The sequence below is a fragment of the Metasolibacillus sp. genome (assembly GCF_025291715.1).
Taxonomy (GTDB): domain Bacteria; phylum Bacillota; class Bacilli; order Bacillales_A; family Planococcaceae; genus Metasolibacillus; species Metasolibacillus louembei.
In genome coordinates this window covers 219242-244161 of the sequence record NZ_JAMBIZ010000001.1, presented here as the reverse complement: position 1 = coordinate 244161, position 24920 = coordinate 219242, and the positions used below count along the sequence as shown (strand labels likewise).

General features: G+C 35.2%; 27 protein-coding genes. All 27 read right to left on the bottom strand.

All coding sequences use genetic code 11. The annotated features are described in order from the left end of the window. Nucleotides 1-42 precede the first annotated feature (42 nt). Nucleotides 43-6540, bottom strand: coding sequence for a PKD domain-containing protein (locus M3Z76_RS01360; RefSeq protein WP_293919866.1), 6498 nt, complete (start codon nt 6538-6540; stop codon nt 43-45). Nucleotides 6541-6782: 242 nt separating this feature from the next. Further along, on the bottom strand, nt 6783-7970 hold the full coding sequence (locus tag M3Z76_RS01355) for an S-layer homology domain-containing protein (RefSeq protein WP_293919867.1): 1188 nt from the start codon (nt 7968-7970) through the stop codon (nt 6783-6785). A gap of 205 nt (nt 7971-8175) precedes the next feature. Next, the gene (locus M3Z76_RS01350) at nt 8176-8916 is read right to left on the bottom strand and encodes a hypothetical protein (RefSeq protein WP_293919868.1); all 741 of its coding nucleotides are present in this window, start codon (nt 8914-8916) and stop codon (nt 8176-8178) included. Further along, nucleotides 8917-10053, bottom strand: a complete 1137-nt coding sequence (locus M3Z76_RS01345; protein WP_295655675.1) for an ATPase, T2SS/T4P/T4SS family — start codon at nt 10051-10053, stop codon at nt 8917-8919. Then, the gene (locus M3Z76_RS01340) at nt 10050-10241 is read right to left on the bottom strand and encodes a hypothetical protein (protein ID WP_293919872.1); all 192 of its coding nucleotides are present in this window, start codon (nt 10239-10241) and stop codon (nt 10050-10052) included. The genes M3Z76_RS01345 and M3Z76_RS01340 overlap by 4 nt, the downstream gene beginning before the upstream one ends. Then, nucleotides 10225-10488 carry a PC4/YdbC family ssDNA-binding protein gene (locus tag M3Z76_RS01335; RefSeq protein ID WP_293919873.1) on the bottom strand — a complete coding sequence of 88 codons (264 nt, stop codon included), beginning with the start codon at nt 10486-10488 and terminating at the stop codon, nt 10225-10227. Before M3Z76_RS01335 ends, M3Z76_RS01340 begins: the two co-directional genes overlap by 17 nt. 16 nt (nt 10489-10504) lie before the next feature. Beyond that, entirely contained in the window at nt 10505-11215 is a 711-nt protein-coding gene (locus tag M3Z76_RS01330) for a hypothetical protein (protein ID WP_295655672.1), read from the bottom strand. Then, entirely contained in the window at nt 11215-13425 is a 2211-nt protein-coding gene (locus M3Z76_RS01325; protein WP_293919876.1) for a VirD4-like conjugal transfer protein, CD1115 family, read from the bottom strand. The genes M3Z76_RS01330 and M3Z76_RS01325 overlap by 1 nt, the downstream gene beginning before the upstream one ends. 17 nt (nt 13426-13442) lie before the next feature. After that, nucleotides 13443-13784 (bottom strand): hypothetical protein, encoded by a 342-nt coding sequence (locus tag M3Z76_RS01320; RefSeq protein WP_293919877.1) that lies wholly within the window; start codon nt 13782-13784, stop codon nt 13443-13445. A 53-nt stretch (nt 13785-13837) separates the two neighbouring features. After that, a complete protein-coding gene (locus M3Z76_RS01315) occupies nt 13838-14263 on the bottom strand; it encodes a hypothetical protein (protein WP_293919879.1) in 426 nt (141 codons plus the stop codon). A 15-nt stretch (nt 14264-14278) separates the two neighbouring features. After that, complete coding sequence (locus M3Z76_RS01310) at nt 14279-15670, bottom strand: toprim domain-containing protein (protein ID WP_293919881.1); 1392 nt, start codon at nt 15668-15670, stop codon at nt 14279-14281. Then, on the bottom strand, nt 15636-16625 hold the full coding sequence (locus M3Z76_RS01305; protein WP_293919883.1) for a hypothetical protein: 990 nt from the start codon (nt 16623-16625) through the stop codon (nt 15636-15638). The genes M3Z76_RS01310 and M3Z76_RS01305 overlap by 35 nt, the downstream gene beginning before the upstream one ends. A 17-nt stretch (nt 16626-16642) precedes the next feature. Continuing rightward, entirely contained in the window at nt 16643-16888 is a 246-nt protein-coding gene (locus M3Z76_RS01300) for a pilin (protein ID WP_293919885.1), read from the bottom strand. 7 nt (nt 16889-16895) lie between these two features. Further along, nucleotides 16896-17099, bottom strand: a complete 204-nt coding sequence (locus M3Z76_RS01295) for a hypothetical protein (RefSeq protein WP_293919887.1) — start codon at nt 17097-17099, stop codon at nt 16896-16898. A 41-nt stretch (nt 17100-17140) separates the two neighbouring features. Continuing rightward, entirely contained in the window at nt 17141-17305 is a 165-nt protein-coding gene (locus tag M3Z76_RS01290; RefSeq protein WP_293919889.1) for a hypothetical protein, read from the bottom strand. 56 nt (nt 17306-17361) lie between these two features. Further along, complete coding sequence (locus tag M3Z76_RS01285; RefSeq protein ID WP_293919891.1) at nt 17362-17886, bottom strand: hypothetical protein; 525 nt, start codon at nt 17884-17886, stop codon at nt 17362-17364. 92 nt (nt 17887-17978) lie between these two features. Next, a complete protein-coding gene (locus tag M3Z76_RS01280) occupies nt 17979-19187 on the bottom strand; it encodes a hypothetical protein (RefSeq protein WP_293919893.1) in 1209 nt (402 codons plus the stop codon). An 814-nt stretch (nt 19188-20001) separates the two neighbouring features. Then, nucleotides 20002-21150 carry a hypothetical protein gene (locus M3Z76_RS01275; RefSeq protein WP_293919895.1) on the bottom strand — a complete coding sequence of 383 codons (1149 nt, stop codon included), beginning with the start codon at nt 21148-21150 and terminating at the stop codon, nt 20002-20004. Between the two features lie 429 nt (nt 21151-21579). Further along, nucleotides 21580-21948, bottom strand: a complete 369-nt coding sequence (locus tag M3Z76_RS01270) for a DMP19 family protein (RefSeq protein ID WP_293919897.1) — start codon at nt 21946-21948, stop codon at nt 21580-21582. 59 nt (nt 21949-22007) lie between these two features. After that, the gene (locus M3Z76_RS01265; protein ID WP_293919899.1) at nt 22008-22199 is read right to left on the bottom strand and encodes a hypothetical protein; all 192 of its coding nucleotides are present in this window, start codon (nt 22197-22199) and stop codon (nt 22008-22010) included. A gap of 31 nt (nt 22200-22230) precedes the next feature. Continuing rightward, nucleotides 22231-22632 (bottom strand): hypothetical protein, encoded by a 402-nt coding sequence (locus tag M3Z76_RS01260; RefSeq protein WP_293919902.1) that lies wholly within the window; start codon nt 22630-22632, stop codon nt 22231-22233. Nucleotides 22633-22711: 79 nt separating this feature from the next. Beyond that, nucleotides 22712-22972 carry a hypothetical protein gene (locus M3Z76_RS01255; protein WP_293919904.1) on the bottom strand — a complete coding sequence of 87 codons (261 nt, stop codon included), beginning with the start codon at nt 22970-22972 and terminating at the stop codon, nt 22712-22714. Between the two features lie 28 nt (nt 22973-23000). Next, the gene (locus M3Z76_RS01250) at nt 23001-23183 is read right to left on the bottom strand and encodes a hypothetical protein (RefSeq protein WP_293919906.1); all 183 of its coding nucleotides are present in this window, start codon (nt 23181-23183) and stop codon (nt 23001-23003) included. Nucleotides 23184-23231: 48 nt separating this feature from the next. After that, a complete protein-coding gene (locus M3Z76_RS01245; protein ID WP_293919908.1) occupies nt 23232-23429 on the bottom strand; it encodes a hypothetical protein in 198 nt (65 codons plus the stop codon). Between the two features lie 49 nt (nt 23430-23478). Further along, the gene (locus M3Z76_RS01240; RefSeq protein WP_293919909.1) at nt 23479-23727 is read right to left on the bottom strand and encodes a hypothetical protein; all 249 of its coding nucleotides are present in this window, start codon (nt 23725-23727) and stop codon (nt 23479-23481) included. Nucleotides 23728-23928: 201 nt separating this feature from the next. Beyond that, complete coding sequence (locus tag M3Z76_RS01235; protein WP_293919911.1) at nt 23929-24450, bottom strand: hypothetical protein; 522 nt, start codon at nt 24448-24450, stop codon at nt 23929-23931. Continuing rightward, the gene (locus M3Z76_RS01230) at nt 24451-24897 is read right to left on the bottom strand and encodes a transcriptional regulator (protein ID WP_293919913.1); all 447 of its coding nucleotides are present in this window, start codon (nt 24895-24897) and stop codon (nt 24451-24453) included. It abuts the gene before it with no gap. Nucleotides 24898-24920 lie beyond the last annotated feature (23 nt).

The window sequence follows — 24920 nt, the reverse complement described above, 5'->3', positions numbered from 1 at the left end:
AAACAAAAAGGACTCACCATTTTTGGTAAATCCTTTTATAAATTAATTATTTAAAATCTCTCGTACTTGATCTGGGTACGTGCGATCCATGTAACGGAAATTATGAATCTTATTATAAGGCTCATTCATCCGTTCATAATAGAGTTTTCCAATTTCAAGTATTTGATCTTGTGTTAAAATAATTGTCCCTGCAATATCTTCTTGTTTGAAAGGTGGTCCTGAAAGTGAACCTTGCTGACCGATAATCCAAGCATCGTCATAACCAGAGCCGAACAAATAATGTTCAAATGAAAATGTTTGTTTAAATTCAAAACGCAAATCATTTAACCCCATATCCACTAACTCAAACTCATTTTCATATACCTCATTTGATTGTAATTCTGAGTATGGATTTACAGGAATTGCGTAGCGCTGCAACGAAGCAAATTTTGCTTCATCTTCTGTATACATCCATTCATCTTTAAAAGGTACTTTGTTCTCTGTATAACGAGCAAAGTCTTTCTCTCCTTTTGCAATACCTACCTTCATCACATCATCATAGGCTGGCAATGGCTGGTCATTGACAATAGCTTGTTGCACTTGTTCTGCATACGGATAGCCTGATATAAAGCCTAACGATTTAGTAATAAAGAATAAATCAGATACATAATTCGCTTCAAATACACGATTCGCACCATTCATTCCTTTGTCATCTAGCTCTAATTGTTGTAGCTGTATACCATCTGCAAATTCTTCTTGAAGATTTTCATCTAGCTCAGCTGCTATAAATTTTCCGTGGCTTTGTGATTTTTTTAACGGATAGAATGATGCTTCGGTTTGAATTGCAGATGGTAAAGATACTTGATATCTCAATGTATCTGGCTTTGCTGGCATCATTGTTTGAGTTTTTAATTGTAAATGGTCTTCATACATACTACTTGTAGCTTGTTGATAACGCTCATGAAATACATTTGAATTTACAAGCCTCTCTGCTACTACATCCCACTTATCTTCACGACCTACTACCCATTCTCGCTCTAAAATCTCTGAAAATGTCGATGCTTGAATTGTATCTTTCATGGAATGATCAATAGCTAAAGAACCTGCTAACTCCAATACTTTCATTTTGCTCCAATCAGGAGCGTAATCAAATTCCCATTCGCAAATACCGTTTATACAGCTGGTTGTTTTCCACCCAATGGGTTCTTCAGCATATTCATAGCTAAATTGATATGACATTGTTTGTCCTTTCACACTTGCTCCAGCAACTTGAATATTAATAGGTTGTATCTGTGAAATATTTGTTGAGCCATAGGATAATACATGTAAGGGAGCACGTGTAGCATAATGCTTGCCCTCTGGTACTTCAAATTCCACATTCATGACAACATAACTATCCTCATCTTCCTTTAAACGTTGAAGTTCCCAATATACAGTCCCTTCTGTTGGTGCAATGCTTTTCTCTACGCTCTGTACTTCTACAGTTTGTACAGTTTCATCAAATAAGCCATGCGTATCGGTTACTTTGAGATGTATGTCGTAAAAACAAGATTCATTAATTGGTTTGTCACAAGCAATACGAGGGATCATTGTATGCCAACCTTCCTCAGCTGTTCCTGAAGTGAACTTACCCGTGCCTAATGGCTTATAAGTTGATTCTTCTCTTAATTTATAAGACCATTCAGCAATTAGATTATCGTTATTAGGATCGTACGAAGTATTTTTTAGTACAACAAAATCACCTACTTCATAGATTGGTTTATCCGTTTCAAATCTTGCAACTGGGGGCAAATTTTTTAAAGACAGCGTTTTGATGACTTCAGCTGCTTTTCCTTGAAAATCAATGACACTATTTCGCACATCATATTCAACATCTACTTCTAGGTGACTTGGTACACCATCAATCCATTCTCCACCTTTAGTACGATAATCAAAACGTTGCGATTGTAGACCATCCCCAAAACCTACATTAATACTGGCTTTATCTTCATCGTGCGCAACAGATAAGATATCGACTTTTCCTGTCATTTCGTCCACTGTAAATGTAAATTCAGCAGATGGCATTTTATGCACATAAATTTTTAAATTATCGGCTTCATTGGACCACTTACGGTAATCTACAAATGGTGAAATTGTATTCGGCGCAAAATAGCGCGTTAATGGATCGTCCTGTGCTGCATAAAACACTTGATAACGCCCCGTCAACCCAAAATGACGATATGGGCTTTGCCTTTGTTGTTGATTATCAGCAATTACACCCGTTTCGCTTTCAAAGAAATTAAGCTCATGCTTAAATTTCCAATAATCTTCTAATATAGGGTCCTTTTCATAATCGGAGTAATGGGCTTCATAATCCACTTGCTCCTCATTAGTTATGAATAGTTCTGTGATACCTCTGCTATTTGCCAATTCATTTAAAATGTAAGTTGAAACTTCATTTAAAGCTGCATCAATATTTGTATTGTTAATATACGATCCTTTGTGCATGGACTTTGCAACCATCCTATTGATTGTTCCTTGATTCACAGTTCCACTAACACCTAAAAAATGCGCATTGTTAACAAGGTTTGTAGCAATCACTTGCTTTTCCATGTCAGCTGAATACGCATCATTTTTTAATCCTACTATAAAGTTATTTTTAGCACTTAGTTGCACATCGCTAAATTGATATGCATTTGTTAACTCACGTACACGTGCTTCAAAAGGTGCAGAAGTATTATCCTCCACCTGTGGTTTAACGATAGCATTGATTTTACTTTCTAACATAGCTGCACTAATACCTGTTGATGCTGAATCAAGTAAAAATTCAATTTCAATGGCATTGTTATTTTGTGTTTTGATGATGTAGTTAGCTAGTTCTTCAATTTTTGCACGTAAATTAGCGTCATTGTAGGATGGACCAATATCAAAAAATGCCCCTTTATTACTATTATTTTGGATGATAGTTTCTACATTCGATTGGTTTTCTCTTGTTGTAACCCCTACATAATAGCCACGAGCATTTTTCATTTTCTCTTGTATATCAATCAAACTTAGCTTTTTATTAGAAAAAGTCGTCATATACATGGAAGAAGACTGCTGCTTGAATTCTGCATTACGTTTAAATTTAATATTTAAACCTTCAATTCTAGTTAGCTGAGGTACATGGTCTTTGGTATTTACACCTAGATTCGCATTTAAATTTTGACCAACTACATAGGGAATTCCATTTTCAGCCAACATATGCGTATATTGTTGCCCTTTTGATATTTGTACTACCTTGAAAGGAATATTTAATTTTACTGGGTCTGGAGCATAATCTGTATATTCATAGTAGCCAGATTTAAATACAGTACCTATAGGTATGCCCAATTGCCCAAAATTGTTATAACCTATACCATATACTTCATTACTTCTAGTGATAAAATGTATGCTATCGCTTGTAAAGCCTATCGCTGCATCTTTTATTGGCTCTGGAATTCCAAATTGCATCATATTCCAATAAGTACGGTGCGTACCATGACTAGAAAAGCTTTGTTTTCGTGCATATTCAACATTTCCGTTTTTTCTGATATATAAATTTTGAAGGTCAAGTACAGCGTTCCCACCACTATAACTAGCACTTGTTTTTGTAACTACCTTCTCAATATTTTGAAAATCTAACCTTTTCCAAGCATAACGATTAACAGAATCTAAATTACCCTCTCCTGGAACCCAATATCTTACGGAAGGAAAAGCTGCTTCACTCCCCAAACCATAAGCCACATCATTTTCGTCAAATACTATCAAATAGTAACCTGCATCACTATATCCAACAGCGAGGTCTTTTACTTTGATAGGGATTTTTAAATCTCTTGGCTTGTCTGAAGGAATATCCAATTCTTTTTTATTAAATATATTCAGATTGCCGTCATATACAAAATTCCCTGTACCATATACCGATCCATCTTCTAGTAAAAATACAGTGATGAAATTAATACTATCCATTTTGACTACTTTTTTAGGTAAATCAATTTTAACAGGAGACAATCTAGGTGTTGTTGTCCCATCACCTATCCCCCCAATATCGATTACTCCAGCTATATAAGCACCATTTTTATCGTACCTAGAGTAAAGCCTCGCGCTATTAGAACCTGTACCATATACCGATCCATCTTCTAGTAAAAAGTGAGTTGAAGTACGGTTTTTAGCTGTTATTTGTTTGACTTTGGCAGGCAATGGAATCTCAACGTATGGGGTAATCATATTACCATTAGCATCTAAAACCCCTGTCGTACTTCCATTTCCAATAATCCCTCCCCCAGCACCATAAACTTTTCCATCTTCGGTAAGGATATAACTTTTATCATATCCGTCAGCAAAAACTTGATGCTCAATGGTTTTGCTTGTTGCAAAGGTTACATTTGCTTGTAAATTGTGTTTTTCAAGCAAATTATTGAGGTACGGTGTCATAGATTTTAGCTGTGATTCATTGTATGGAGAATCTACAACATCATATTGTACTTCCACAGTTTGTTTTTGATCTTTCAATCCAACCGTAGCAACTGGCGCTAAATTATCAACTTCCACAATTTTTGTGGCTATTGCTTTTTCATCAGTATTATCATGTCGCAAATCTGTAGTAGCCTTGTTAAATGTTAGATCAACGAACGCTGGGATTGTTTCATGAATGTACTTCTCAAACACTTCTAGCTCAATCTGATATTTCCCAACTTTAGATGTCAGATATTTAGCCAGTTCTGTATTATTTTCATCAAACACAACGAATTGCTCGTCGTCAAAACGTCCATCATTATTTGAATCATGTGCCACTCTCCAAATCCGTTTTTGAATCATATCATCTGGCGAATACGATTTATCTTGAATTTCGATAGTTGCTTGTGCTGCTGTTTCGTCAATGGGTTCTCTGTATATCGTTGACGCCACCTCAAAGTTTGCAACAGGCTCAAGATCAGGAATGACATTTAACGTCACGGTATATGTTGCATGGTCACCTACACTATTTTCTACATAACGTGTTACTCGAATTTCTCCTGTTGTTTTGAGCAACATATCAATTACTTGTGTATGTGGTACGTTTCCACTAATATCTTGTACGATTCTTAATTTGTCTTGCTTTGCTGAATCAACGGTTACAATTGTCCAAGTTTGCTTAACAAGCGGGTATGCTTTTAAAGCTGCATCATTTTCTCCTTCATATGGATGTGCTGCTTCAATACTAATTTTTCGGTTTTCTTTAAAAGTGCCACTTGCTACAAAATGAGCATTTGGCATTGGTCTTGTGACAATGATTTTTTTAGTGTCCATTGCTGTGTCACCATCATCATCCCTTACCACAACGGTTACCGTTTTTTCGCCTTCCTCTTCGTAATACAAACCACATGTTTGTCTACCTGTTGGATCGCCACGACCTGTGTAATCCCAGCCATATGCTACAATTTCACCATCTTCATCATGAGCATTTGCTACTGCACAAAACTTTTGACCAACTGTTACTTCTGGTGGCACAATTAACTCTACAGTTGGAGGAATGTTTGGCTCTTCAGGCTCAGGTTCTGGTTCTTCGGGCGCTGGCGTTGACGATACAATTAACTCTGCTTGATCTTTAGCACCTTGATAACTTGCTTCTACTTGTGTTTTGCCCTCTTTTAAACCTGTGAATAGTCCTTTTCCTGATGTCGCTGCTATATCTGTTTTAATAGCTTTCCATATAGCTTTATCAGTTACTTCAGTCCTTTTACCCGTTGCATCCGTGTAAAATGCTTGGTAAGACGCTTTATGGTCTTTCGGAATTGTGATTGTTGGAGGTGTCACCTCTAAATATGCTTGTCCTTTTTGCTTTGCTGTGAATGTTTTGACTAAAGCTGTAGAAGAACGGTAAACACCGTCAGTTACAGTCAATGTTGCTGTAAATTTACCAGCTGTAGCAGGTGTGAAGGAAAAGAAATTTTTTGCATCGTATTTACCTGTATGTGCACGATCCTGCGAAGCTAAACCTCCTGAAGCATTTTTTGTCGATGAGACAGATTGCACCTTACGTCCTACTTCTTTTCCCTCTGCGTCAGTAATAATCAACGTGTAATCAAGCTTATTGCCACCATAATTGTACTCAAATGCTGTGAAATCAAATGTCACAGCCTTTCCAACATCTGTATTTGTTGCACTAACGTTGAAACTTGAGATATTTGGATGCGCTGTGCGCAGTATACGTAAGCGTGTAGGGTTGGTGCTATCAAAGCTCGCACTTGTATTTTCAGCAAAACCACCAGCTTTTTTCACAATGTCACCGATGTAGCGGAAATCACCATAATCTCTGCCCTTCATATCCATTACAGTGAATCTTGTTAAATTCTTATAGTTTTCTTTACTACCACCGTAACGATTGACAAACTCATTTTCTGTCAAATCTTCTATGCGAATTAAATTACGTGCCGTCCCTAAACTTTTCGGTACAATATGATACCACTTATCTCCAGCGTAAGCTCTTACAGATTTTCCACTTACATTAAAGGTTGTATTATCACTTGATGGACTACCTGTTAATTTTCCATCATAAATAGTCGCATACCGATAGTCCCCCAAATATTGCACCCCCGATAACCCCTTACTGTCAACACGTCTAAATTCTGTGTCCCCTCCTGGAATTAATCGCTCTATCTTTAAATGTGTGTCCCCATCAAAAAACGGTACTTCATTCGCTGCTTGTGTTTTCGTAGACGAAAAAACCTCCCCAAAAAGTTGAGGAGGAAAGCCACTAAACACAAGGATGAATATTAAAAGAATCGAAAAATACTTCTTCATCATTTCATCACCTGTTCCTTATTTTATTGTTCGATATCCATCCAAAAATGGTCACGCTCACTGTTTCTATCGACACCTAATCGAATTTTGTATTTGCCCATCTCGATATGTTCAATATTGTCAAAAACTTTTTGGTTCCGTTTTTCTAACCCTTCCGCTACTTTCTCATCAATCATACGTCCGAGGGCCTCTGTATCAAAATCCTCACCAAATACAGTACTTAAAATGGATTTCGCCACTATTTGTGAATCAGGTTGTGTATAGTCAAACGCGATATTTTGGAATCTATTTGAAGGAGCACTTTCATAAATAACCTGCGCACCCAAAAGTCTATCTACAGATTTCCAATTATCATTATTAAAATGGAAAGCATTTACACTGAACTTTGTCACCTTTAAATTTGTGTTCTTCAAAATGTCTTCCGCATTGACAATAACCTTTTTAAATCCGTAATACTCTTTTAAAGCTAATGATAACGGCATATCAATACCTTTTTTAAACAACGGACTTGATTTAATATACTCATTAATTTCCTTTTCTGTACTACTCATCGTAATTTTTTTCGATGGTGTTGTTGGCTTTTGTGCAATATCACCACCTGCTTTTTCCAAGCCCATTGCACGATACATAAATACGGCATAATGTGCACGTGTTAATGATCCTTTTTCTTTAAACGTTTTATCTTCATAGCCTGTCGTTACATCATTTTCATATAACGCAGCTACATAACTATTGTACTTCGATGAAACATCTGTCAAAGGATGTTTAGCTCCTTTTAGATTAAATGCTGTAGCTAAAATCTTCGCCATTTCTCCACGTGTTAATGATGCATTTGGATTGATATTACCTTTTGCATCCACATCAAGTAAACCAGCATTCACCAGCTTCATTAAATCATTATAATAAGCATTTGTTTTAGGTAAGTCTTTTGGTGCATCTACATTTTTTGTCGCTTTGACAGAAACAGCACGATTTAATAATGCAGCTGCATGTTTACGAGTTAATGTTTCGTTTGGTTTAAAAGTACCATCTTCATAGCCACTGATAATTCCTTTTTCAGTCATTGTGTGAATGCTGTCATAATATGGGCTACTCTTGGAAACGTCTTTAAAAGTCTTGCTGTAAGTTGCTGCTTCTGTCGAAACAGGTACAACAATAGCTGGTAGTGCAATCGATGCTGCTAATGCAGCAATAAATAATTTTTTATGCATATTAAAATCCCCCTGTTAGGTATTATTTTCAAAAAAGATCACCTGTAACTCACCACTATTAAATAGGAAGTTACTCATTACAAATATGATATCATAATTCTTACAAATATCAATCCATAAATTACATTTCTAGGATTTCTTTATGCTTTTTCGATTTCAATTAAAATAGGACTCACCGATTTTGGCGAATCCCTATCTTGTTATTTTAATTACGTACCGAAATATCCATATTTTTCTTTTGCACTAAATAGAGTGTCCATAAGATACCCATATACAAAATGAACAACACAGATTGACTAACAAAGCCTGCTTCTAAAAAAAGTATCCATAAAGAATTCACGTTTGTTTTTAGCATGATAGGTATGAGCAACACCATGCCAAGCAACGCATACACATTCATGGCAAACCCTTTCCGCTTTCGATATAATTCATCCCGCTTTCGCAGCTCAAATACCATATTTTGCTGAACTTGTCCAAATAGCTCTTCTTTATTCCCACCATATTCATAGCTAATCGCTAAATTTTGGTGAAATTGATTCAGAATCGGGAAATCAAACTCTTCAAATTGTGATGTTTGTAATTCAGCCTTTTGTTCTAAGTGTTCAATGCTTTGATCGATTTTTTTCTGAATATCGGGATGCATATGTTCCCTTGTAGCTTTCAGTGCATATAGGATATTTTCACCTGTCTGCAAATAGAAAACTACATTAATCACATAGTTTAGTAATTCAGATAAATGTTTTTGATGTGTTGTCAATTTACGTGTCTGAATCGTGAAAACAAAAAAGAAAAAGACAGCTCCTATCACGCCAATAACTAGGCTAAGTTGCACATTACTTGATATAAAATAGAATAGTTGCCAATTTGCAACAAACCAAAAAATAAAATAAAGGGCAAGTTCCCAGCCATAAAATAAATGGCGTGCCTCCTTTACTAATTGTTTCATTTATAGAACACCCGCTTTACTCAGTTTTCGAATATAGTTATCTGATAAAAAGATAGGTGGCACTAGATGAACCAATTCTTTATCTTCTAATTCTTCAAGTGTTCGATCAGAAAGCTTTCCAAAATGCTGCTTTTGGACATATAAACCCGTTTCAGGAGCAAACTCTTTTACAACTCGGTAGAGATAACGTCCTTCAGCACCTTTTTCTGTATAACCATCAAACTCCACTAACTCTTTTAGATAGCGCATAGTTTTTTGCTCTTTGTTTCGTTCGCTTTTTAAATAAGCAGCGAATCGAAAGAAACGAACATATTCATTTCCAATGCTTACATCACTTGCTCTTGTATAAGATGGCGATTGACGAATCATCGGAATGGCACGACGTGGAATATCCATTGCGCTTGGTGCATGAATCGTTTTGATAACCGCATGGTCTGTTTTGACTGCATCTAATGCATCGGCTGTTTCTCCACTTCTTACTTCTGCTGGCATTAAATAGTCTGGATCGTTTCGTAGACCATCTTTAACCGAGTCTGACATTTCATATACATCTTTTATTGTTTTCACACTGATAATATCTCGATCTGGATATAATGCTTTAATATGACTATCTCTCGTATCTTCAATTAAGAAAATACTCGCATTTTCAGCCATGTAACCCACAAGCAACTTTTGAAACTCTGTTTTTCCTGCATTTGTTCTTCCAGAGAGCACTAGACTTAATTCAGCCAACATCAAAACACGAAATAGTTGCTCCACTGCTTCATAATTAGCACCAACCAAGCTTTCTACCGATTGAATCGCTAAACGTGGGCGTGAAATACGTACTGAAAGAACTGTACCATCTGGGCTAATTCGTTTATGAAGTGCACTGATACGTAAAAAACCAATCTCTGTATTCAAACGTGGCTCTTCATAGGTAAATGTTAGCCCCATCACATCTGCAATTAATTTGATTAGCTTTTTGACATCATCCTCTGTTGGCTGTTTTTCTGGATAATATGGTGCTCTTTCATTATCTTTGATTCTTAGGCGAGTCCCATTGAATTTAATGTCTGTTATACTTTCTACCTCCAAATATGGACCTAGAAAACTACCACTCAAAATAGTATGAATTCTTTGTTCTTCAGTGTTCACTTCTTCCACTCCTTTTCACGATTGATAAAGTTAAACCCCTGACCAGCGCCCATTGTCCCTATTACAACTGCATTATAGAAACGGGGCTGTTCATAAAAATCAAAAACAACATTCCCTGTAGAGAATGTTGTTCCAAAGTAAATGCCACGCATTTCATCAATTTTTAGATTGTTAGAGTTCCTGTCCATCAACATTTCCCCCTTTTTCAAATATCACTTTTAAACCTTCAAAAAGACGTTTTGCTTCGTCTGATGTCATGGAAATACCTTTACCTGCTTTGCTCTTATCTGGTGACCACCAACGCACATCAATAGAGGTTGGTTTGTTATACCAAGTAACCATTCCCAACTCCCTAGTCCACCCTGTTTCTGCTATGCGTAAAACGCTCACTTGTTCAACAATTTCAAATGTTTGTCTTGTCGTTTGTCCTGTCATCTACCCTCACCTCACATTAAATTAATACATCTAGCGCATCTGCGATTGTTTTGAAATAGTGAGCAAATATCAGCACAATAAAAGCTCCCACTATAAATAGCGAGAGCAATACTGGCAAAAAGGAGATTTTGAAACTTGTATCCATCTTTGTTTCAATTAATTGGTCCACCTTATTTTCTTGCATATTTTGGATATATCGTTGCAAAGTTTGAATTGATTCTTTTTGAATACCTTGCTCACTAAATTGATAAATCATATTCATAATCATGTAGGCTTCTGGCGAGCCTATATATTTTGCAAAGTCCAAATAATCTTGACGATTATTCCCTTTTTCAATTTTTTCTATTAATTCCTTTAATTTTTTATCTAACGGTGCAGCTGTATAAGGAAGAGTTAATTTTAATGCTTGATATACATTTCCATTTACATTAGGTAGTAACACCATGAAGCTATTCGAAAATGGCAAAAACAAAAAGGCATTTTTGACATCAGCTGTGTTCTTCTCCATTAATATACGAAGGTAAGGTAATTTCCAGCCAACAAAAAAAGCGATTGGTAAACCTAGATACCAAATCACTTCTGCTTTCGTAAGCGAAATAATTATACACAAAAACAGTGAGAACAGACTGCTGTTCAAAAACCGTTTTATCATGAACTGTTTTTTAGGCAGTTGAAAAAATGCGAGATGAACATCTCGTAAATGCTCTGTCAACAATTCTCGAATCATTATATTTCCCCTTCTCTAATTTGTTTTTGTATTTGGAAGAGTGATTCTTCCTCGTCTTCATTTTCCAAATCCCATTTTTCTTGCTGATCATGTAAAGTGTTCCTCCACATTTCAAGCGTCTTTTGTGACAAATATTTTTCTAATCGCTTAAATATTTGCGCCTCTACAGGTTTAGGCATCTCCAATTCAGGTGTATACGCTAAAAAGCTTAACAAGTGTAAAAATGACCATTGCTCCATTTCATCCATATAGTCTTTTGGAACAAAAGTATGCAAAATGGTTGTCAATTCCTCGAAAACTTTATTCCCCATGACATACTTCATACGAATGTATAAATCACGATCCGTTTTAGAAGTAAATACGATATCTGACATTTTTAAGCGATGATACATTGGTGAGAGTATTGGTAAATTTAAAATGGATTTACTATTATCAAAATCATCTGCTAAATATTCATGACGAAACTTGGCTGCTGTTTTGCCTGTGTTAAAAATAGGCTTAGGTTTAATCTTCTTAAATTTATTATCTTGACGCTTATTTGAACGAACAACGACTGATTCGCCCTCTAGTAATTGCATGAGTTCGTCATGCTTTAACAATTCACGTTCTTTTGTAGATTCACTATGAGTTTTATCCATAGATAAGAGATTCCCACTACGACTTATATCTGTGATGGTTTTAGTACCAACCATACTCGAAAATTGTTTTGCAGTTCCCTCATCTTTTGTCAAAATATAAATTTGATTAGAACAGTTACCAATGATAGTATCTGCATCGTTTTCTCCATATTTCCCCTTTAATTGAGAATAAGCTTGGATAATTAAATGGAAACGGAAACCTCTCCCTGCACCAACAGTTACCATGCTAGATAATCCATCAATTGCTGGCATGTTCCCTACCTCATCAAGTAAAGCATGTACTTGACGCTTCATTTTACCACTAGGGCTTAACGTAGCTTTTTCTGCATTCACGCGGTACATTTGGCTGATAAAAATACTTGATAATACATGGTTAGATTCATCAAAGTCAGGTGTAACCATGAACACAGCAATTGGCTTATCACCAAAACCAATTTCCGTCAAATCTAAGCTGTTATAACTCGTCATTTTTGCATTTGGTTCTAATGTAAAGATTTGAAGCTTGTCCATTGCGGTTGAGAAAATACTTGCCCTTGTATTACCAGCTGCAAAGTTACTTGTGGCATACATCATACGTGCTGGATTATTTTCATCACGTTCTCTGAAGAATAAATCAAGTGCATTCTCTTCTGTTTCTTCATCTGTGTCACTTCCTAACGTTGCTAAGAAATTAGCTACAGAATAAAGGTTAACGGTTTCCTCTCGACCAACTAACAAAGAATCTTCCACCAATGCTAATATAATGGCTGTCACTAATGATTTTGCAGAGTTATTCCAAAATGGGTCCTTTGCATTGGGATCATTGTATAGCATAAACGCTACACTGTTGGCGTATTGTTGCGCCAAACTGCTATCCCCTTTTTTCCAAGCGTCCACAACAATTGTTAGTGGATTAAAGCCCATTCCCATGTACTGTTGTAGTAAATTAAAGACATATACATCATAGCCACGAGCAATCAATGTATCATAACTTGCAGCTGCTAACTCACCTTTCGGATCATTAACAACAAGCGAGGGCTTATTCTTAGATCGACTCTGTACGTCAATCATGGGAAAAACAAAAGTTTCCCCTTTACCTGAACGTGTGATACCAATTACGATTGTATGGACTGGTCCATTATCAATTAACAATCGGTACGGACGACCTTTTTCTTGCAAAGCAGAAATGATGATACCACCGTCTCCATCATACTCCTCATGCGCTGCTGGGATGATTTTATATTGCTTTTTCAACTGCTTCATCTGTTCAAATTCGCTTGTACCATGCTGGCCTTCATTTAAATCTGTATAACTCATCCGTATTTTGTAAATAAACTTGATGAGTCCTATTAAACTAAGAAAGGCAAAAGCTAAATAAAAAGGGAGTATGTCTTTTTGAAAGTCCCACATACTTTGCCATCTCATTTGAAGTGTTAAGCTTTGATCTACTTGAAATTGTTGAAATGCAACTACAAGGGCTTGTATAAAAGCAAGTACAATATTCGCTAACAAAAACATAACAGCACTATACAAAACCGAAAAAACAAGCAACATTTTTGGTTTTGCCAGCTTCCCTAATAGCTGATATCCCATCTTCTCGCTCCTTTCCTTTATTCTCGTTTCATAATGGTGACTACATTTTGTGTTTCTAGCTGGATCATGCCTTTTACATTGGGATATTCATATTGATAGCGAATGACAATTTCATCGCCAAAACGCACAATATCTGATTGTGAATAGGTTATTTGAATGCCTGTCCTTTCCAATTTATTTGTCAGTTCCTTAACGAGTGGGGATATCCCCCCCTCTGCTTTCACAAGCTCAGGAATTTCTGTTGTTACTTTCATAAAAAATTGTTGTTGAAACGTATCAATTGTAAATGTCAAAAAATGTGGAAAGACAAATAGAACAATAATCAATAACGCGAAAATAAAACTCTTCATGTTAGACACGCAGCTTTTCACCTCCTACATAAAAAAGCACTCACCAAATTTGGTGAGTGCAGTTAGTTTGATAATTCGTTTAGCATCAAATGCTTTTCAGCAGAACCTTTTATATTACCGTTCTTATCAACATATTGCATCCGATAATAAATTCCACGAATTGCAGTTTGCTCTTTGGTTGCTTGTCCAGCTGCATCTGTAAATACATAGTCTACTTTTACATCGTAAGGCATGTTTTTTTGTACGGAAGCAATTTCCATGATTAAATTTTGTCTTAATTCTTCTTGCACAATATATGCTTCTTCTTGCAACGTACCATCTTGGGTGGTTTCAGCTCGAAGCACACCCACATTCACATTTTCAATAATATTATCCGTTTCAGTGATTGTACGAACTGTTAGACGTTGTGTTGAGCCAAAATAGATAACAGCTGTAACAAAAACAAAGACGATTGCAATTAAAATAGAAACCTTTAAAAACGCTGGCAAATTCTCACCTCTTTCTTACCGTTCATATGGCTTCTGTTGGGTTATTGAAGACTGGAAAGACCTATGACGTTCAAAAGTTTTACGGTCAGATAAAACAAATTCAGACGGTGTTACATAAGGTACATTCGTATAATCAAATGCTTGGTATTTCAGTCCATTTTTTTGTAGTAAATCTATTACTTTATTCGTCTCTGTCTGTCCTTCTGGTGTATTTGGAAGTGCTACTAAAAATGTCTTATCCAACATATCTCGACTTTGCATCCAGCGATTCAATCGCTCTTCGATTTCTTTGTCCTTGCCTTGATGCTGTATAGCCATAACGCCTAAATTTGCATCTACACTACGAAAGGCAAGTGCATCTACATTAGAATGACAAATCACTACTTGTTTCATCTCTCTTTTGACATCAATATAACTTCTGTCTTCTGATAAAAAGCGTTGTTGAAACAATTGAACATCGCGTTCAAATCGCTTCGGATTCTCGACTAGAAAGGCGTTGGCATCTTTTTGGGCTTCAGGGTAACTAAACAGTTGGTAGTCTGCTTCCATTTCCTCTAAACAATTGGCAACCTCCAATGCTGCTTTATATCCAGCCACATCATCGTCCATAGCAATAAGGAATTTTTTATCCTGATACTGTGAAGCCTGCTCTTTTAAGTATGAACAAAGATTTCGCCATTTACGAGAACCTGTCAATGCCATAACGCCTATTTCCTTATCTATTTCACGAAATGACAAACCATCCAATAAAGCCTCACTAATCACAATTGTTTGTGTCTGTTCAGGAATATCCACAAAAAAATCCCTCGCTTTATTGGAGGGATTCACAATTAATTGCAGCTCCTTTGGTTGAATATCTGGATTTATTGTAGAACGAAGTAAAATCCGATCTACACGCCCATCTTCTCCAAAAATCGGTGATACTAAATTTCTTTGACACATCCAGTAATTTGTCGAATAATCTTTTGGGAGTAATTCACCAGCATACTCGAACATAAATGAAACACCCGCATCGCGAAAATCTGCAATGAATGGTGTTGTCGTTTCTCGTGATAACCCACGATAACCATTGTCCAAAGCTTCACTTTGAATATGGTGTAAAAAATGTTGCATCAATTCTGTAAATTGATCTAATTGCTTTGCTTGTTTAACGGTTAGTCCTTTTTCTTGCTCTATTTTTTCTTGATACGTATAGTCCTCATTTTTTTCTGCAATTTGTAACAGAAAGCGTTCCCCGCAAGTATTTTCACGGTTACACTGTATAAAATTTAAATTGTTCTTATATATAAACGCTTCTTGTTCCTGACACTCTGGACAACTACAAATGTAATAACGCCCTCGATCCTGTGCATTTAAATCAGCAAGCATATCATTAATCGACTGATAGGTTAACCGATTCTTGCTCATTTTCAGTTTCCTCAGCTTTTTGTAATGCTTCTTCAATACTTCTACGGAATTGTTGCAGCACAGGTGTGAGGACGAGTGATTCAACCATTGAATCATCTATAAGGGCAAATCCTTGCTCCAAAATCGCATTATATTTCTCATATAATGCTTCGAACAATAATAGATTTTGCTCGTAGCCCTGAGCAAAACTATATTGATTTACATATGCAGTGAAAAGTATTTGTTGTATATTTTGATACAATTTAAAATTCGGACAAAGGGCATCAATACGCTCTTTCCCCACTGACTGAAAACTAGCACATGTATACTGTACAAATGAATGGTTATTCACAGATAGCCAAGCAGCAAAAGCTTGTTGTAACGCTTTTTGTCGTTGTGCTAAACCAATTTGTTGTTGTACTTCGTCTGATTTACCAACTTTGTCAATTGTTTTGTAGACCGTAGACTTTATTGCAGTAATCATTCGTTCCAATTCTGTGTAAAAACCTGTTTTCACAAGTGGTTGCAGGCTTTGATATAACAAATAAAGTTGATTGATATCTAAAAGTATCGGAAATGGTGTAAATGATGGTACACCAAATATTTGATCATTTCGAATAGCGAATAGAGCAAATTCTTTATTTACAAAGAGCTGCCTCTCCTCCTCAGCTAATTCTATCAATTTATTAATATACTGATGGCGCAGTTCTTCATCCCAACTTCCGAAACTTAACATCGTTTGTTCAAGTTGCTTTTGCAGGCTTGTTGTTTGGTTAAAATCTACATGACTTATCACCAGACATTTTCCATCCATCCAAAACTCAAATGGCTTAGAAGCAACTCTTTTTTCTTTCGTTAATCGTTGTCTTAGCTTTTCAACTAATTCTTCTGCCTCAACTAAAAAGTAATTGCGATCCTCGTCAATTTCTCGAAAATGATCCCCTTCATCATTAAAACGAATGAATAATTTTCTCAATTTATAGCCACTCCCTTCTAGCTAAAGCCTCCTAGCCCTGCTACTTTCGCAGTTCCCCATGCAACTAAAGTTGCAGCTAAATAGACAATCATAAAGCCAATTCCAACATTTGTTAGCCATTGTTGTGCACCTTCTTTTTTGTTTGGGTCCTTCGCAAACATCCAAACAAGCCCAATAATAACTAATGCAATACCTGCAACAGCTGGTGCAAGCGACTGTACATCTTTTGCAATACTATTAATTAATGTTGCTGTTTCTTGCATCTTAGTATCACTCCTTTTTTGCTAACGAGGCAATACTGCCCTTATTTTTTAAGCTAAATTCTAAAATGAATGCTTGGTGTTGCTCATGCAGCCATTCATGATAGGACATGTCCTGCCCTTCAAAAATCTCCTTAACTAGAGATTCCATTTCAGTAAAGCCATTAGGCTTTTGTGCCACTTTTGAACGTCCTTTTGATCCAGTAGAACTCATAATAATTCCTCCACTTGCATTCTTCTAAATTCATCAATTATCTAAATGCCTGTAATTTCAGCAAATTTACTTCTCACGAATGATCGCATTCCTTCTCCAACATCACCTAATAACGGATCAAACACGCCATTGACAAATGCAATGACAAGACCAAATATAGCCAAAGCAATAATTGTTAAAAACAAATCTGATTTAAAAATACTCAAAACTCTTCATCTCCTTTTAATGAATAAAAAAAGAACTCTCCATATTTGGCGAGTCCTTAGCGATCATATTCATGATCATTATTTTTCTTTTTCACTGGATTTTGTTGCTGCTCATTTTGGAAGTCAATTTTTTCTTCAACAACCAAAACATCGCCAACTTTCGCAGATGGGATACCGTACTCTTCTCCTGCTTCATATTCCAATTCAAGATTTTGTCGTTGATATAAATGCTTGTAAAACAAATATTTTTGATAGTCTTCAGGGGCATTTTCTGCTAACAAATTAAGGAAACTCTCATGCTCCCATTCAACCTTGTTTGATGATAGACCAAAATTTTCTTGAATGACCAATATTGCCTCATACGGGTCCACCTCTTTAACATCTACTTTAAATCGATACCTTAAAGCTTCTATAAATGATGGGTCCTCTTTAAAGGCTAGTTGCGTATAAAATTCAACAAACTCTTGGTCATTATCGAATGCTTCAATAGAATAAATTTCTGCGCATAATTCAGCATTCATCGATTCAACTAGATCATCGAAATTGAGCCATTTACCATCCACACGTACATGATTCTCCACTATTCACACCTCCTTTCAAATACATTGAACAAAAGGAACTCTTCAAACAGAGAGTCCCTTCGATTAAATTACTCTTTAAAAACCATGCAATATTAGCGCTCAAGTGCTTTAGCACTTTTTTTGCTTTTGCCTGCTTTTTTCGTTGTTGGTGTCATAATTTGCTGTAAAGCTTCATCATGACGTTTTACTTCTTGCTGCACATGCTGCAAGGCCTCTTCTTTTGATACGGATTTACTTTCATTATTTAGTGGCGTAGCTGCTTGCGTTGGCTCATTTGGTTCACCGCTTGATTGCTCTGGCTCATGTGTATGGGTTACTACTTGTTCCATTTCCACAGCAAGACTTTCTGCCACTTTAGGCTCTAGCATCCGATCCACAGAGTTAGTTAAATTTTTAACCTTTTCATTAATAGTAGAAATACCTGCTTTAATTTTAGATTTAGCAGCCATTTTAACAACCTCTACGCGATCGTTTACAGCCTCTTTCGCCTTTGTAGAACGATTCACAAGGTTTTCTTTAAATCCATTAGCAAACCCTTTTAAATCGCTTTTAAATGCGTCAAAACGCTCTGCAAATGATTGCTTTTTTGGTTGCCCGAAATGATCCTGAATATAATCCGTAATGCGTGTAAAATGTGCATCCAGCATTTGTTCTGCATCATCTTTTGTTAAATACGCTTGCCCCTGCTGATTGCCAACAACATATGTTTCGATAATTTGCGTTAATTCTTCACCGTGCCTTTGCAATTCTTCTTTTAATTGCTGCTCTTTTTCAGAAATTGCTTCAGCTGCTGGAGGTTGTTCATTTAATGGTGTTTCATTTTCTACTTCTACAGCATGATCCTTTTTCTCTTGAAGCACTTTTTCAGTAAACTCCAGAATCTCTTCTACATTTTTCTGAGTAAACTTTCCTTTGTGCTTTGAGTTTTCATGGATAATTTGCTTTGCATCATTTTCATCAATGCCATGAGCTACCAATTGGTCAGCACATGTTTCTAATACTGCTGCTTTATGGCTAACATCCTGTCGGAAAGAATCATGTATAGCCAAATGAACACCTGACGTATGAGCGTGCTCTAGCAAATCATTAAAATCAATGATTCGAATCGCTACATCTGATTTTTCATGAAATTCGAGGTCCTCCTCCTTTCCTGTAAAGGTTCCTAGCCGAATCAAATTTGTTGTGTTACTACGATGTAAAGATACTCGGCTTGTTGGATCGAATTCAGCAGGGTTTTCTTGCCACTCTTTGTACAATTTTGAGTAGGCATCTGAAAATTGAGCTACATTTACAATCTCCATTTTCTTCTCTCCTTATTACTATATTTCAGAAAAAGAAAAGACCTCCCATAAACCTTGCAGATGCAAAGTTTGGAAGGTCTTTATATAGACGTTACATGTACACACGCTTTCGCCTATATTTTCTGATACTAATAATTTACCACATATTTTTGCAAAAAAAGCACGGTTTTTGTACCGATTTTGTACAGGTTTTTGTACGGTAATTGTTCACATTACTCTCCATGAGTTTATTAATTATTGCATACCATAAGGAGGGACAGGCTTTTCTCATTTTCTTTGATAAAAGCGCAGCCTTTCCAGCTCCTAATTATGATGCATCGTTTTGCTGATAAGCCATTGCATCATAATTAGAAACTTATAGGAGAGGTAATAGAAAGAAAAAATCAATAAATAGAAAACAATAAATAGTAATACATATATAAATAGAGAGTCTGATGAGTACCTACAAATGCATACGTACCAACATTTTTAACTGAAGATTGGATAAACCAATAAATTTTCAACTGATATTATCTCCATTAAATAAATTATTCACTTCACTAATTCTATTGTTCATTTTTTCGATAAAAATGATTAAAACTATACACAAGATGAATTAAATTTAATTTTTTGCAACTCTTCTTATCTACAAGATGAAATGTAATCCACAAGGTGAAATAAATTGATGAAAAAAATAAAAAATGCAGCTTCAGCTGCATTCTGGTTTTATACTTATCAAATTTATGATAATCACTTTGTGGATTCGCAAAAAAATCGATGATTCCATGAGAAATAGCCCTTTTCAAATAATATTTTTGAAAAAGGCTCATTATTTTTAACTAAATTGCACTGGCACAGGGAGATTTTTCTCTCTATACGATTCGGCAATGGCTAGTCTTAATCCGATATCTTCTTTTAATGCTGCGCGAATTTGAATACGCAACGTTTTTCTAAAGTATGCCCCCAAGCTCTTTATTTTAAGCGACTTCGATTTCTGTTCAACAGCTACAATGGTTGCGCTTAAAATTTCAGGCACTAATAATTTTCTTGATCTTAGCAGTGACTTTAAACGTAATTGTTCAGTGCTTGGTCCTGGTCCGTCCACATATATTATTCCGTCAGCTACTTTATTTGCATAATCTTGTTCGTAAGAAATAAATTCTGCGATTCCCTTATAAATTGGCTCTGTTAATTCTTGTTGGCATACCCACTGGAAGTCCTCAATATCCTCTTGACGATATTTAATATGACTTGATTTGATAAAACTCAACAATGTATTGCGTGTCGCTGCATTGAATTGCTCAAATTCATCATCTTTTTCACGTTCTACAAAAGCAGCTTCAGCAAGAGCTAATTCAAATAGCTCGCCTGTTTCCCCTTTTACAACAATTGGACTATCCACTTCATTTGATAATACACGCTGTAGCCAGTTTTTAAAGGCATATTTTGATTGCTTAATTTTCTTCATTAACGTTTCTTTTTTACGTTTTAACGTTGTACTACGTTTACGTCCCCATTCGCGGAATAAACCATTTAATAAATCAAGCACCCCTAATAAACCACGAACATCTCGTGACTTAATAAATTGCTTTAAAAAGCCACCTTTAAAGAGCATTCGAGGTATGCGAAAATAACTGCTAATTTCACTGTCTTCTTTATCAGGTAAATGAGCAGCGACCATTGGCATTGTAATATATGTATGTCCAGCAATGCGTTTAATTGTTAATAATCCAATATCAAATAATCGGTGATAGCCATTATGTATTGAGCTATATGGCAAGCTGTACTTGTTGCTTAGTTCTTTTAAATTGAAATCAGCTTCATAAATTTGACCTGCACTATCACAAACAGATCGTAATAAAAGATATGTAACAACGGAAGCAGCAGTTAGTTTTTTATGCGCTTCATGCTCTAGTTCGTATTCATAAAGTTTTAAGTATTGTTGCTCTGCATCAAAAAACTGGATTCCATCTAATACTTTCATCCCTGCCACTCCTTTCATTTTTATTAAAAGCTCAATCACAGGCACTAGGCAAAATCAATGCCTGTTGTTCAGCTCTTAAAATATAAATACTAACCCGATGAATACCACAGCAAGGAAAGTTATACTAAAACCTATTGCAGTTGTAGTTCCATAATTTTGTCTATCTCCAAAAAAATCTAAGCTTGTTATAGTGATTACTAACCCGATGAATGCAATCCCTAGTAAAATTAGGAAATTCAACACATATCCTCCTTGTTATGACAAGCACAAAGGTAATTTGCTGCTTGAATAGTGCCATTATCTTTACTAAGATATTTTTTATATTTGTTCAGTTTTGAGTAGAAATCATAGTAGAATTAAATTTAAATTCCTCTATATCTACTTGACCATAACTAAATTCTAATCCTATATCTAAGTATTACTTCCTTATTAACTATTAATATTTTTTATGAATTTAGTATGGTAATCTTCTAACCCATAACTATTCAAGAAATCTTTAGCGATTTGCTGATATTGTTTACTGCATTCATCGATTTCTTTTTCATATTTATCATACATTTCTTTGACTTCAGGAATAAATACTGAATCTTTATGTTGGTAATGCCCTAACCCTGATACAGTAGCTTTAGTAAAAATAGAAGCTACTTGTTGATCCAATTCCGAATTTCTTTTTTTTAATATTTCAATGAATTCAAATACTTTTTCATAAGCTCGATTACTTAACCATCCTTCCATACCATTATTCATTACTTGATAGTCCATGTACTCTATTAGCTCTATGTCTTGTTTATTTAACATAATTTCGTTCACCTCTATTTTTAATTTTGGTCACTGCTTAAAATGGTCATTATGAGTAGCTAAACTCTTTCCCAAATATCACCTTCATCACTTAGAAGGAATCCCCTAACTACTCCACTTTCTGAATATTTTGCTAAGAAATCAAATGCATGAGACATTGGTGTGTCTATTTCTATTTCAAAATCATGTTCTACTCTTAACTTTTTTCCAGTCTCAATTTCTTCAATATATTCACCAGCATAAACCTTCATAAACTTCCCCTCCACCAAATTGGCATTGTGCTTAATTACCAATAGCATTTAAAGCTGTTTGAACATGCTCTTTCACAAGGTTAAACTGTGAAGTGAAATTCTTTAATTCACTTTCAACTGCTATACACTTACCCCTTTCGCCCTCATACATTTCAAGTAATTGTTCTTTTGTAAAAATAACGAATGCGCCTTCGTGATAATACTCTGCGCCAGCGTGTTCAAATGCTGCTATACTGATATCAATAGTCTCTTTCTTTCCGTCAATATCACCATATTTTTTTAAATACGTGTGAACATCCCCTACAACTTTTGAGAGCTTTTCGATATTCTCAGCGTTATAGGCAACATCTACATAAATTACTCCATCACCATTGGCATCTACTTCAATAACTTCCATGCTGTTTAAAAGTGCCAATCTTTCTTCGTTTGTCATTTTGCCTTCACCTCATGATATTTTTTTGATATTTACCAGCTGACATATTGCTAAAAAACTACTACTTTTATTAAATTGCTTAATCATCTTGATGGTTTTTGTCAAATTCCTCCTGACTTATACACTCGAAATATTCTATTGGAATATTTAATTGTTTTGATAAATCTATTTTTAATTTTTCATGGGCAGAATCATAATCCACTTTTCTTAAAAGATTTCCACCTTCGAAATTAGCTTGTGTAAAACATGGAGCGTTATTACCCTCCCCATCATGAGCTAATCCTGCATTTGCAGAAATACGATAACAAAATCTTGGTTCTAACTTTTGATTTTTATTCATTAATTCCCCATCCTCTTTTTCTCTGTCATTAAGCTTTAAATACGATTTTAATAATATGTTCTTTATTTTTAGTAGGGTTAGGCAAACTCATATTACCAACTTTAAGACCATTTACTCTATCAAAACAGGCTTCAATCGGTGTATTTTCCTCTCTTACAACAACTAAGATTGTTCCATCATTCATCATTCCTACACTGTTATAGTTACTCATGTAAAATTCCTCTTTCTTTTTTAATAAAATGGTTATAATGCAAATTTTTCACTTTATCAAAATTGCTGCCAAACTTGCTATAACTACACCTAAAATGAAGCATTTCCAAAAAGCATATTCTTTAAATTTTTCTAAAAACATTCCCAAGAAACCAAATGTCAAAATAATAACAATCCAAGCATACGAATCTATACCTAATTCATTCACGGCAACAATAAAGTTGGTCAAGCTTGTATGCGAATTCAAGTAAACCCTCCTTTTGAGAAATCGCTAGTAATAATTGTCATTGTGTTTATTAAATTTTTTCGTAATTCTGTTCGAAAATATCAGGCTTACATGGGGAAAATTCTCCTTGTATACCTTTAATGATGTAGTCACCAACACTAGCTTTCATGATGCCCTCTAGTGTATGTATGCCAATATATTTTTTTGTAAGGAAGTAATCTCCAGCGTCCCCCATACCTAAAAATTGCATTATTTCTTCGTTATTTTCGCCATTCCACTGAATCGCTTCGATTTCAATGTGCTTTTTTCGAAACCTCATCCTAAATTCTCCTTCCGCCGCATCAAGTCTAGTCAATTTTCTTACTGATTATCCCTCTAGCTCTCCCTTCTTCTATTTTGTCAAAATAATAAAATAGACAAGTTATTCCTTAATTAGTAGTTCAATCGTAGGCACTATTACATATTAATGCCTACTGTTCAACTATTAATATAATGACTTGTGTACTTTTAGCTAGAGCATCTAGCTTCCTGAATCCTTTGATCCCTCTGTGAAATTGCTATCATTTGACGCAGTATTAGTGTTATTTAATACTTCATCAATTTGAGGTGTTTTTGCAGCTCGAAGTCCACCATATGCCCCATATACCCATCCAATTCGATTAACCTTCAGCTTACTCTCAAAGTATTTTTCAATAAGAATAATTAGTACAGACATAGATAGATAACTAAGTATTACAAAACTAGCTGCATCATCATTTCCTTTAAAAGCAAGGGCTAATATTGCTAACATACTGAAAGCAAAGAAAAATGCGTCAGCAGATATCCTAGTTTTGAAAATGATTTTTGTAATAGCCAAAATTGAAATTGTAATGATAATAAATGCTCCATATATTCCACGAATTTGTTTAACGATATCAATATCATTCATACTTCGAATCTCGTTTATAAAAACTTGTACTCCTTCGTGACTCAAGTAAAGTACCGATAAAACCATAATCCAAGATAATAATTTTTTTAAAAATGATAGTATTGTTAGCATCATTTACCCCCTTGTTGATTCCATTACTGTTTTTAGACCATCGAAATCTTTAGCATCTAAGAGTTTGTCAATTAAATTTTCTTGATGAAATTGCATAATTTCTTTCATCAATTCATTTGTTTCTTCGTTTATTTCATCCTTATTACAGTCATGATGATTAACTATTTTTTCCTCAATGATTGGCAACAAATAATCATAAATATTTGGGAAGCACAATAATTGATAAAGTGGCAAACGCATAAAATGACTACCATTTTGGAATACAAATACATCTGACACATTCTCGATTTTATAAGTCTTCAAATTAACAACCATTTCTTTTCCATCTAAAGGAATAAAATGAAACTCCTTATCGTCTTTGATAATTGAAAGGTGTTGATAAGCAAAAGCAAGATGTAATTTCCCATCTTTTAATTGTTTATATAATGGCTTTAAATGGTTAACTCGCAATTTATACTCCCCCTCTGCTATTT